General features: G+C 35.6%; 6 protein-coding genes. 2 read left to right on the top strand and 4 right to left on the bottom strand.

The annotated features are described in order from the left end of the window. Positions 1-63: 63 nt before the first annotated feature. Positions 64-1,002 (bottom strand): L-threonine 3-dehydrogenase, encoded by a 939-nt coding sequence (locus BUE10_RS07545; RefSeq protein ID WP_073483805.1) that lies wholly within the window; start codon positions 1,000-1,002, stop codon positions 64-66. Positions 1,003-1,334: 332 nt separating this feature from the next. On the opposite strand from BUE10_RS07545, the gene BUE10_RS07540 reads away from it, so the two are divergent. Together BUE10_RS07540 and mfd are read left to right on the top strand one after the other, a co-directional pair. Then, positions 1,335-1,943: a hypothetical protein gene (locus BUE10_RS07540; protein WP_073483803.1), complete on the top strand. Its 609-nt coding sequence runs from the start codon at positions 1,335-1,337 to the stop codon at positions 1,941-1,943. After that, positions 1,936-5,301, top strand: coding sequence for a transcription-repair coupling factor (gene mfd, locus BUE10_RS07535; RefSeq protein WP_073483801.1), 3,366 nt, complete (start codon positions 1,936-1,938; stop codon positions 5,299-5,301). The genes BUE10_RS07540 and mfd overlap by 8 nt, the downstream gene beginning before the upstream one ends. A 223-nt stretch (positions 5,302-5,524) precedes the next feature. Here the strand turns inward: mfd and BUE10_RS23990 are convergent, their stop codons facing one another. The 3 genes from BUE10_RS23990 to BUE10_RS07520 all read right to left on the bottom strand — a co-directional run bounded on the left by BUE10_RS23990 (position 5,525) and on the right by BUE10_RS07520 (position 12,753). Beyond that, positions 5,525-8,896 (bottom strand): Ig-like domain-containing protein, encoded by a 3,372-nt coding sequence (locus BUE10_RS23990; RefSeq protein WP_073483799.1) that lies wholly within the window; start codon positions 8,894-8,896, stop codon positions 5,525-5,527. A 240-nt stretch (positions 8,897-9,136) separates the two neighbouring features. Beyond that, positions 9,137-11,317: a glycoside hydrolase family 97 protein gene (locus BUE10_RS07525; protein ID WP_073483797.1), complete on the bottom strand. Its 2,181-nt coding sequence runs from the start codon at positions 11,315-11,317 to the stop codon at positions 9,137-9,139. Between the two features lie 50 nt (positions 11,318-11,367). Beyond that, on the bottom strand, positions 11,368-12,753 hold the full coding sequence (locus BUE10_RS07520; RefSeq protein WP_073483796.1) for an alpha-amylase family glycosyl hydrolase: 1,386 nt from the start codon (positions 12,751-12,753) through the stop codon (positions 11,368-11,370). Positions 12,754-12,776 lie beyond the last annotated feature (23 nt).

Here is a 12,776-nt window from a genome sequence, read left to right as displayed (position 1 = left end):
AAAAATCTCGTTTAAAATTCATTTCTGAAAATTAAACGAGACTTATCTTTTTTATTTTTGGACTTAACTCAAATGATCAATCATATCTTTAGTCATTGATTCAAGATCAAATTTATGATTCCATTTCCAGTCTTCTCTTGCAGAAGAATCATCAATACTTGCCGGCCAGCTGTCCGCAATTTTTTGACGGAAATCAGGATTATAAGTAATTTCAAATTCAGGAATATGTTTTTTGATTTCGGCAGCAATTTCGGTTGGAGTAAAACTCATTGCCGCTAAATTGTATGATGAATGTATTTTAATTTCTTCTGCCGGAGCTTTCATAATATTGATAGTTGCTTCAATCGCATCATCCATATACATCATCGGCATTTTTGTTTCAGATGATAAAAAGCACTCGTATTTTTTATCGGCAATAGCCTTATAAAAAATATCAACCGCATAATCTGTAGTTCCGCCGCCCGGAGGAGTAGACCAGCTTATTAAACCCGGATAACGAATACTGCGAACATCAACACCATAAATATTATGATAATATTCGCACCATCTTTCTCCTGCTTGTTTGCTGATTCCGTAAACCGTTGAAGGCTCCATAATAGTATATTGCGGCGTATTTTCTTTAGGAGTAGTCGGTCCAAAAACAGCAATACTTGAAGGCCAGAAAATCTTTTGGATTTTTTTAGCTTTCGCCAGATTCAAAACATGAAAAAGTGAATTCATATTCAAATCCCATGCAAAAGCCGGATTTTTTTCTGCAGTTGCAGACAAAAGCGCTGCCATTAAATAAACATCAGTAATTTTATGTACTTCTACCAAATGTTCTATTTGATTAAAATCTAAAGCATTAACCACTTCAAAAGGTCCTGAATTAACGACATCAGTATTTAATTTTCGAATATCAGAAGCGATCACATTTTCGGTTCCGTATAATTTACGCAGTTTTTGGGTCAATTCAGTTCCAATCTGACCGCAAGCGCCAATGATTAATATTTTTGGATTCATTTATTTAGATTTAGTGTTGCAAATATAACGTTTTCGCAAATATCAACGTTTTTTCAAACATTAAATTATAAAATTAACAAGGATAAAGATTGTTTTTTAGATTATTCTCTATTCAAAACTTTGTACAAAAGGAGTTTTTGCCACAGATTTCACAGATTATTTTCTCAAAACTTAATTAAAAAAAATCATTTTAATCCGTGACCCGAGCGATAGCGAACTGGCGAAGCAAATCTGTGGCAAAAAATAAAATGAATTTTAAAAGTTTCTTGACATAAATCACAATTCGTAATTGTAAATTTACTTCGTAACTTTGCACCCTAACATTTTATCAAATGAAATATAAAATAGCGCTGTTTTTACTCTTGATTTTTGTACTTCAATCATGTCAAAATGAGAATGAAAAGCGTCTTGCCGAAAATGCAAAAGAAGCTAAGAAGAAAGAAAAAATCTTTAACAATATCAATAAAGCCTGGATTTTTATAGACGAACCAATTAATGAGGTTTCAGAACAAAATGTAAAAGCCTGGACAGAGTGGCGTGATTTTCTAAAAGAAATAGGAGACAAGCCGAGAAAAACTATTGGTGCTTTTCAAAAAAAATCAACAGCGATTTCTAAAAAAGCAATAGCTTTAAATAATAATATCCCATCACAATTTAATCAGCCGCAAATAAAAGCGAGAATTGCTATTTTGATTACCAAAATCAAAATGATGGATTTATTTATTCATTTAAATCAAATTCCAGATGATAAAGTTGCTTTTTTAATTGGTGAAATAAACAAGGAGTTAGTTTCGTTAGAAAGACAAATGGATAAAATTGTCGAAAAAGCCAAAATTCCAAAAGAAGAAGGAGAAGCTGATTTCCTTAAAATGTTAGACACAACCCGCGCAATCCCGAGTTCTGCGCCTCCACTAGATCAAAATTTACCAAGAGTTGAGTAAAAACGCCTTATATACGATATACGACAATTTGCCAAAAGCAGAGCAAATTGCAGCCAATTTACTGGAAGGAAATCAGATAAAAATGCACCTTCAGGGTTTGCTTGGATCTGCAGTTTCCTTTGTAATACGCTCTGTTTTTAAGAAAACAGAACTGCCTTTTTTGATTGTTTTAGACAACAAAGAAGAAGCGGCGTATTACCTAAACGACCTGGAGCAAATGATTGGCGAACAGGACGTTTTGTTTTATCCCGCTTCATTTCGTCGTCCGTATCAAGTTGATGAAACAGACAATGCCAATGTTTTGCTTCGTGCTGAGGTTTTAAACCGAATAAATTCAAGAAAGAAACCGGCAATAATTGTTACGTATCCCGAAGCACTTTTTGAGAAAGTCGTTACACGTCAGCAATTAGACAAAAACACTTTAAAAGTCGCTTTAAACGATAAAATTTCGATTGATTTTATCAACGAAGTTTTGTTTGAATACGAATTTAAAAGAGTCGATTTTATTACCGAACCCGGCGAATTTTCGGTTCGTGGGGGAATTGTCGATGTCTTTTCTTTTTCAAACGATCATCCGTATCGAATTGAATTCTTTGGAAATGAAGTTGACAGCATCAGAAGTTTTGATGTGGAAACGCAGTTATCTGTCGAAACACATAAAAAAATCACCATTATCCCGAATGTCGAAAACAAGATATTTCAGGAGAACCGCGAAAGTTTCTTAGATTATATTGCCGAGAAAACGGTATTATTTATTCAAAATACCGACGGACTTTTTAGTCAGTTAGACAAACAATTTGCAAGGGCAGAAGAAGCTTTTGAAAAACTTTCAGGAGAAATAAAACACGCCACACCGGAACAATTATTTTTAAACCAAAGTTCGTTTATCAAACGTGCTTTAGATTTTTCGATTGTAGAATTGGCATCAAAACCAATTTTTAAAACGACTAAAAAATTCGAATTTCATATTCAGCCTCAGCCATCTTTCAACAAACAATTTGATTTATTGCTGAATAATTTGAGCGACAATCATTTTAACGGATATAAAAATTATTTGTTCTGTTCGAATGAAACGCAGGCGAAACGTTTTCATGATATTTTTGAATCTTTAGATGAAGCGAATTCTGAAAATATCAGAAAGCAATATAATACCATTGTATTGCCTTTATATCAAGGTTTTATTGATGAAGAAAATCAAATAACGGCTTATACAGATCACCAGATTTTTGAGCGTTATCATAAATTCAACATTAAAAACGGATATTCTAAAAAGCAGAATATTACGCTTAAAGAATTAACCGCACTTTCTGTCGGCGATTATGTAACGCATATCGATCACGGAATTGGAAAGTTTGGCGGCTTGCAGAAAATTCAGGTGGAAGGCAAAACACAGGAAGCTATAAAACTGGTTTATGCCGATAATGATATTGTTTATGTGAGCATTCACTCGCTTCATAAAATTTCAAAATACAACGGAAAAGACGGAACGCCTCCGAAAATCTATAAATTAGGATCGAACGCCTGGAAAATTTTAAAACAAAAAACCAAAGCGCGCGTCAAACATATTGCCTTCAACTTGATTCAGTTGTATGCAAAACGTCGTTTAGAGAAAGGTTTTCAGTTTGCGCCGGATAGTTATCTTCAAAACGAATTAGAAAGTTCGTTTATTTATGAAGACACACCGGATCAAACCAAATCGACACAAGAAGTAAAAGCCGACATGGAAAGCGATCGCCCAATGGATCGTTTGGTTTGCGGTGATGTTGGTTTCGGAAAAACGGAGGTTGCAATTCGTGCCGCTTTTAAAGCGGTTGATAACAGTAAACAAGTCGCAGTTTTGGTTCCAACGACTATTTTAGCATATCAACATTATAGAACTTTTACCGAAAGATTAAAAGATATGCCGGTTTCTGTTGGTTACTTAAACCGATTTAGAACGGCAAAACAAAAAACGCAGACTTTAAAAGATTTAGCCGAAGGAAAACTCGATATTGTAATTGGAACGCATCAATTAGTAAATAAAAATGTCGTTTTTAAAGACTTAGGTTTATTGATTGTTGATGAGGAACAAAAGTTTGGAGTTAACGTAAAAGATAAATTAAAAACCATTGCTGCCAATGTTGATACGTTGACATTAACAGCGACGCCAATTCCGAGAACGCTTCAGTTTTCGTTAATGGCGGCAAGAGATTTATCTGTAATTACAACGCCTCCGCCAAATAGATATCCGATTGAAACGAATGTTGTTGGTTTTAATGAAGAGATAATTCGTGATGCAATTTCGTATGAAATTCAAAGAAACGGACAAGTTTTCTTTATCAATAATAGAATCGAAAATATAAAAGAAGTGGCCGGAATGATTCAGCGTTTGGTTCCAAATGCGAGAGTCGGGATTGGCCACGGACAAATGGACGGCGCAAAACTGGAGGATTTGATGTTAGGTTTTATGAATGGAGATTTTGATGTTTTGGTAGCAACCACAATTATCGAAAGTGGTTTGGACGTTCCAAATGCCAACACGATTTTCATCAACAACGCCAATAATTTTGGATTGTCTGATTTACATCAAATGCGAGGACGTGTAGGACGAAGCAACAAAAAAGCATTTTGTTATTTCATCTGTCCGCCGTATTCTTCAATGACTGAAGATGCAAGAAAACGTATTCAGGCATTGGAACAATTCAGCGAATTAGGAAGCGGTTTCAATATTGCGATGAAGGATCTTGAAATTCGTGGTGCTGGAGATTTATTAGGAGGCGAACAAAGCGGTTTCATTAATGAAATTGGTTTTGATACGTACCAAAAAATTATGAATGAAGCCATCGAAGAATTGAAGGAAAACGAATTCAAGGACTTGTATCCGGAAGAGAACGATATTGAAACAAAAGAATACGTAAAAGATTTACAAATTGATACTGATTTTGAATTGTTGTTTTCTGATGAATATATCAATAATGTAACAGAACGTTTGAGTTTATATAACGAATTGGGTTCTGTAAAAAATGAAACAGAACTGGTTATTTTCCAAAATAAATTAATTGACCGTTTTGGTCCAATGCCTCCGCGTGCCAATGCGTTGATGAACAGTATTCGCATCAAATGGATTGCAACAGCCGTTGGTATTGAAAAACTGGTTATGAAAAAAGGAAAAATGATTGGTTATTTCGTTTCAGATCAACAATCTGATTATTACCAATCCAAGCGTTTTCATAAAATGATAAAATTTGTGCAGACACACAGTAATCTTTGCACAATGAAAGAAAAACAAACTCCAAATGGTTTGCGGCTTTTATTGACTTTTGAAAATGTAAAATCTACTAAAAGAGCTTTGGAGTTGATGGAATTGTTGGGAGAGTAAATATAAAGTTTGCCACGAATTTCACGAATTAGCACGAATTTATTTTAAAATTTTTTGCCACAGATTAAAAGGATTATGAGGATTAAAAAAATCATTTAAATCCTTTTAATCTGTGGCAAAAAAAAATTAGTGTGAATTTGTGAAATTCGTGGCAAAATAAAATAGAATAAAAAATGGCGTATGAAAATCTCATACGCCATTTAAGTTTTAATCTAAAACAGAATTATTTAACGATTAGTTTTTTAGTCACTTTAAAATCTTTAGAAACAATATTTACAATATAAATTCCCGAAGCTAAACGGTGATCGATTTTTCCTGAAGTTGAAAGTCTTTCAGATAAAACCATTCTTCCGTTCATGTCTGAAACTGAAATTGCAGTAGAATCTCCATTTTCTAATTCTGGCAATAAAACATGAAATTCATTATTCGTTGCCGGATTTGGATAAATACCAATTACTTTTTCGGTTTCTGAAACTTCATTAATTGTTAAGGCAGATTTTCCTGTTCCAACTGTAGTTGGTTCTAATTGCCATTGCGCGCTGTACCATCCGTCTTGCGAATTTCCGTATTGTGCAGAACCCGTTTGGTTTTCAACATGAATAATATTTCCAGTCTGCCATCTGTTTCTTAAGCGAACCCAAGTTCCGTCGATATAATCGCTAGACCATTGCGCGCTCCAGAAAGTGGTATCAGTTATATTAGATTGAACTGTTCCGGTTTGGTTTTCAATATTCATTAGTTCACCAGTTGCCACATTTTTAAGAACGAAATACGTGGCATCAATAGCTATTTTCTGCCATTTGTAGCTGTTACCAGAAACCGTAGTTCCATAACCAACATTTGCTCCGGTATCAGATAAATAAGCGCCAGTCCATCTGTTTTTGATGGTATAATAATTTCCTCCCGTTGAAGTTGAAACTGTTACGGCACATGTACTTGTTTTGTTTCCGTCAACAGTTGTAACTGTAATTGTTGCTGTTCCATTTGCAACAGCAGTTACTAAACCAGAACTATTTACAGTTGCCACAGCTGTGTTGCTTGAACTATAATTTACAGATTTGTTTGTTGCGTTTGCAGGAAGAATTGTTGGCGTTAATTGCTGCGTTCCACCAACTGATAATGATGCAGAACTCGGACTCAAACTCACACTTGTAACCGCAACATTTGATGCATTTACCGTAACGGCACAAGTCGCTGTTTTTGCCCCATCCTGAGTTGTAACCGTAATTGTTGCAGAACCTGCAGTGACAGCAGTTACCAAACCTGAACTGTTTACTGTTGCAACAGCTGTATTACTTGAACTATAAGTTACCGCTTTATTCGTCGCATTTGAAGGATTAACAGTTGGAGTTAATTGCTGTGTTGCGCCAACCAATAATGTTGAAGTTGTTGGTGATAAAGTTACGCTTGTAACCGCAACAACAGTTCCCGGATTTGAATCGTACCAAGTCGTATTCATGTACCAGCCTGTTTTGTTTCGGCTTAAATCGGCAGTTTGGTTGGTTCCGTCGTTAAAAATTAAATTAGTTGACGTTACATTTGTAAATGTGTAGCTGTACCATCCATTTCCTGCATCGGTCATATTTACGCCCGGCCAGTTTACAGCTGCTAAAACTCCTGTTGGGAGAGCATTCCAGTAATAAATTTTGATTCCTGTTCCCCAGTTTGACGGTTTATAGAAATTAACTGTAAAATTCGTATTCGGATTTACGGTAATTGTCGCCGAAGCTGTTTTATTTCCATCTTGTGTAGTGGCTGTAATAGTGGCTGTTCCGGCAGAAACTGCTGTTACAAGTCCGCTTGAATTTACGGTTGCAATTGCAGTATTACTTGATGACCAGGTAACTGTTTTATTAGTTGCATTTGCAGGCGAAATTGTCGCTGAAAGCTGCTGTGTATTTCCTGTATACAAACTCGCTGTAGTTGGCGAAACTGCTATAGAAGAAACTGGAATCGCAGCGACAGTTACAGCGGAAGTTGCTGTTTTGTTTCCATCAACCGTTTTTACAGTAATTGTTGTTGTTCCTGCTGCAACAGCTGTAACTAAACCTGACGCATTTACAGTTGCAACAGAGGTATTGCTTGATGTCCAGGTTAAGTTTTGGTTTGTTGCATTTGCCGGAGCAATTGTAGCATTTAATTGTTGTGTAGATCCTAAACCAACTGTTACCGTTGTTGGACTTACAGAAACTCCTGTAACAGCTACAACCGGAGCATTTGTATTGGTTAAAACCAAATATTCGTAAGCAGCAAATGTTCTTGTTGCGCCTGTTGTTAAAGTTACTGAGGTATTATTGTTATATGGATTTACGTAAGTTCCTGCTAAAGCTGCCGGAATTACATACGATTTTGAAGCATTTCTCAAATTCGACATTACAATAACTTTTTCTGTACCTAATGTTTTAGTGAAAATGCTGATATCATCATTTGCATACGTCGTTAAATCACCGCGTCTGATGGCTGCGCTTGTCGTTCTGAAATTTAAGATTTTGGCGAAATCTGCAGCGGCAGTTGGATTTTGTGACCAGTTGAATTTAAAATTTGTCCAAGGCCAATCTGTTTTTGGTTCGTAGTCGATTTCCTGTCCGCTCATTAAAAAAGGAACCCCTTTCATATAAGCCGAAACTAAGAAATTAGCAACGATTCCGTTATGACTTTTGAATGGAATAATTGGTCTTCTTACGCCATCATCATTTGTGTAAGTATCATGGTTACCAGTGTATCTAACGATTTGCTGATTTCCAGTTGCTTTAGCATATTCATATGTTGACTGGTCCTGAAGTCTTTGAGAAACAGGCCCTCCATTAGCAATATCATATAATCCGCTATGAAACCATCTGTCACCATAATTCATGTCAAAACCAACCTGAAAGTTCTCTTGTCTGTCTCCTTCGGCTAACATTAATAAATTATGAGAAGAAATTCCTCTAAGGTTTGAATTCACTTCTGACCAAAAATCTAAAGGTGGATTATTGGCATAATCGCAGCGGTATCCGTCAATATTGGCTGCGAAAATCCAGTAACGCATTGCATCTTTTATAGCTGCTCTTGTAGCTGAATTATTAAGATCAAGTGCAGCAATATCAGAGAAGTTTCCTAATTGCTGAATTGTTGTTCCAGTTCGTTTATAATATTCCGGATGCGAAACGGTCCAGACATTATCCCACGAAGTTCCGTTGATGGCAATATCCAAAATAACGGCCATTCCGCGGCTGTGAGCGCCATCAACTAAAGTTCTTAAATCAGCAAGAGAACCATATTCTGATCCTACGGCTTTAAAATCTTTAATACAATAAGGCGAAGCTGAACTTCGGGAATCTGTACCGTGCGGATAAATTGGCATTAAATAAATAACATTAGTACCAAGTGCTTTTATATTATCTAATCGGGCGGTTACTCCGGCTAAATTCCCGTTGGCACTAAACGGACGTATATGAACCTGATACATGTTTACATCTCGTGTATCTGGTACGCCTGCAAATGGCGTTCCGTATTGAGGCGGATCTTGTGCATAAACTGAACTTGCAAATAATAATAGAAAACAGACTAGTGTTTTCGTAATATGAAATAATCTAGTGGTAATTTTGATTTTCATAATAGTAGTTTTTTTGCATGCTTGTCAGCATTTCTTAACTAAAATTCATTCTCACTCGCATTGTTTTTAAATTTGACAAACATTTTGTGGTTAATAGTTTTTAAGTAGTAAAGTTGTAATTTTTGCTCAGAAATGAGCATGAGTTTTTTCGCCGCGAATTGCACGAATTAACACAAATTTTAATCTGCGTTGTTAATTCGTGATAATTCGTGCAATTCGTGGCAAAAAAAACTCAGTAATCTATAACTTTTTCAATCCCTTTAATTCTTCAGCATTTGCTTCTTTGATGCTGATTGCAGTACCTCCGCCCGGAGCTAAATACTGCTTCAATTTGCTTTTTGAGTTTACAACAACTTTGGTAACGGTATACTTCTGCGGATTTTGATTCCAATTAGCTTCTTTGGCATCAGCATAAATAGTGGTGATGAAATTTTTTCCGGCAGGTAAATAATCAAATGAAATGTTTGCTGTTCTTGCATTTTCATCTGTAATTCCGCCAATAAACCACTCGTTTTTGCCTTTTGCTTTACGTGCAATTGTAATGTAATCTCCGGGTTCAGCTTCAAGAATATAACTGTTATCCCAATCTACAGCCACATCTTTAATAAACTGAAAAGCATCTGGAAAACGCTCATAATTTCCCGGAATATCAGCAGCCATTTGCAATGGGCTATACATAGTTACATAATAAGCCAATTGTTTTACCAAAGTGGTATTTACTCGCTGTGAACTTCCTGTTCCGTAATACGAAAGATCAGTCTGGAAAATTCCAGGCGTATAATCCATTGGTCCTCCCATTAAACGTGTAAAAGGTAAAATCGTAGTGTGATCCGGAGCTAATCCTCCCATAGATTCAAACTCGGTGCCGCGCGCTGACTCCTGAGCAATCCAGTTTGGAAAAGTTCTGTTTAACCCTGTTGGGCGAACCGCTTCGTGGCTGTCAATCATAATTTTATAATCAGCAGCACGTTTCGCAACGTTAATGTAATGATTCACCATCCATTGTCCGTCATGATGTTCGCCACGTGGAATAATTTTTCCTACATAACCTGTTTTTACAGCGTCATAACCATTGTCGTTCATAAATTGAAAAGCACGATCTAAACGACGTTCGTAATTGGTTGCAGATCCTGAAGTTTCGTGGTGCATGATAATTTTTACCCCTTTTGAAGCAGCATATTCATGAACTGCTTTTACATCAAAATCCGGATATGCTGTTACATAATCAAAAACCTCTTCTTTCCAGTTGTTGATCCAGTCTTCCCAGCCAATGTTCCAGCCTTCGATAAGGATGGCATCAAAACCATTTTTAGAGGCAAAATCAATATATTCTTTTGCACGTTCTGTAGTGGCTCCGTGTTTTCCGTTTGGAGTAAGTTTTGTAAAATCATCTGTTAATTTCACATTGTTCTCTTTTCCAAAAGCCCAGGTACTTCTTCCTGCCACAAAATATTCCCACCAAATTCCGATGAATTTTACGGGTTTAATCCACGAAACATCTTTATAACTTGTTGGCTCGTTAAGGTTTAAAATTAATTTTGAAGCTAAAATATCTGTTGCTTTATCACTTACTACAATAGTTCTCCAAGGCGATTGTGTATCAGTCTGCATATAACCTTTTGCACCAACTGCATCTGGCGCTAAATGACTCATCATTTTGTTGTTTACGGCATCAACTTCAAGATACATTGCCGGATAATTGATTAACCCTGCTTCGTGAATGTTAATGTATAAACCATCATCTGATTTCATCATTGACGGCGTTTGTACTGCTAATTCTTTTATTGGCCACTGCGAATTGATTTCGATAGTAGCTTTTTTCATCAGCGAAGGAATTTCTGAAATTTTTGATGTTGTATACGCATATTCGTTGGTATCATAATCTCCCGGAATCCAGAAAATTTTATGATTTCCAGCCAAATTAAACTGTGAACGTTCTTCTTTTATTACAAAATAGCTTAGATCATTTTGTTTTGGAAATTCATATCTAAATCCCAATCCGTCGTTGAATAAACGGAAACGAATACGAATAAATCTATTGTTGTTTTTTGCTTGAGCTAATGTGACAACCAATTCGTTGTAATGATTACGAATTGTTTTTTCTTCTCCTAAAACCGGATTCCAATTTTCATCAACAGAAGATTGTGCTGTGTTTGTAATGGTAAAACCATCCAAAAACGAAGGCATATTTTGAAGTTCTAAACCCAAAGAACTTGGTTTTATAACTGCTTTTTGTTTGTATGATAATTGGTAAGACGGAATTCCGCCTTCTTTTAATTCAAATTTTAAAGAAAGATTTTTGTCGGGCGAAGTTATTTCTTGTGCGTGAAGCCAAATTGTGCTTACAATTGCAAAAAATAAAAGCGCTGTTTTTTTGCTCAAACGAATTTGAAGCAATGATTTTTGGGATTGAAAATTCATGTTATTTAGTTTTTGGCAAATCTAATTTTATTTAAAGATGCTTTTTCGAATTAATTTTTCAATACTATATATTGAAAAGGCTGTAATGTTATTTCTGCACCAACAGTAACTGCTGCTCCTGTAAAAGCGTCTTTCCAGTTTCCTTTTAAAGTCGACGGAACAAGATGTTTTACTGTTGCATCTGTTAAATTAGAAAGTACAAAAACTTTTTCCGAATCTTTTATCATTGTAAATGCACTTACTGAATTGGTGCTGTATCCTGTAAAAGTTCCTGTTTTAATAGCGTTGCTTGTATTTCTAAAGGCAATGATTTTTTTGTATTCAGCAAGCATTTCATTATCTGCAGTTGACCAGTCAATTGGCGTTTTTGCGAAGTAATTTAATCTTTGAGCGTATCCAATTTCTTGTCCGTTATATATCATTGGAACAGATTTTAAATAAGCAGCGACAACAAAAGTGGCAATTGATCCTTTTTTACCTCCAAAAAGTTCCAACGGAGTTCCATCTGAAAGGTTAACGTCGTGATTGCTTGTGTATCTAACTATTCTATTTTCTGGATTATAATTGTTTGCATATTCTGTTGCATTCGAATCCTGAATTGTAGTTGCTGGTTTGTTTTCTTTGAAAAGTTTTTCTAAAGTACTGAAGAAATTAAATCCAAATGTATAATCAAAACCAGAAGCGAAGTGGTTATATTTTGAACCTTCGGCAAGCATTAAAATAGATTGGTTTTTCTTGATTTTTCTCAATTTTGTAATGGCATCTGCCCAGAAATTATTCGGTACAAAATCAGCATAATCACATCTAAAACCGTCTATATTTGCGTTGTAAACCCAATAAGACATAGCATCAATCATTGCATCTTTCATCTCCGTATTGTCGAAATTTAACTGCGCTACATCATTATAATTTGTTCCCGGCGGAATTATAATGTTTCCGGCAGCATCTTGCTGGTACCAGTTTTTATGCTGTGTAATCCATGCATTGTCCCAAGCTGTATGATTGGCAACCCAGTCTAAAACAACAGCCATGTTTTTTTTGTGTGCTTCTTCAACTAATGTTTGAAGATCTTGTAAAGTTCCAAAATCCGGATTTACGGCTTTATAGTCTTTTACAGCGTAAGGAGAACCTAATTCGCCAGAAGCTCTTTCTTTTCCAACAGGGAAAACAGGCATTAAATAAATAACATTTGCTCCCAATTCCTGAATTTGAGAAAGTCTGTCCTGAACTCCTTTTAGTGTTCCGGCCTGACTAAAGGCACGAATGTTTACCTGATAAATTATTGCATCTTCTTTTTTTGGCATTTTTTCAAATGGAGCGCCATATTGTGTATATGGAGATTCGGGAGTTTTTTCTGAATCATCGTCAGAAGAACTGCACGAAACAAATGCTACGGCCAACAGTAATGCGTAAACAAATTTTATATTAAATTTCATAATTTTTATATTTTAAATGATTG

Source organism: Flavobacterium sp. CF108 (assembly GCF_900129795.1).
GTDB lineage: Bacteria > Bacteroidota > Bacteroidia > Flavobacteriales > Flavobacteriaceae > Flavobacterium.
The sequence above is the reverse complement of the archived record's forward strand: the minus strand, read 5'-3'. Positions and strand labels throughout refer to the sequence as shown.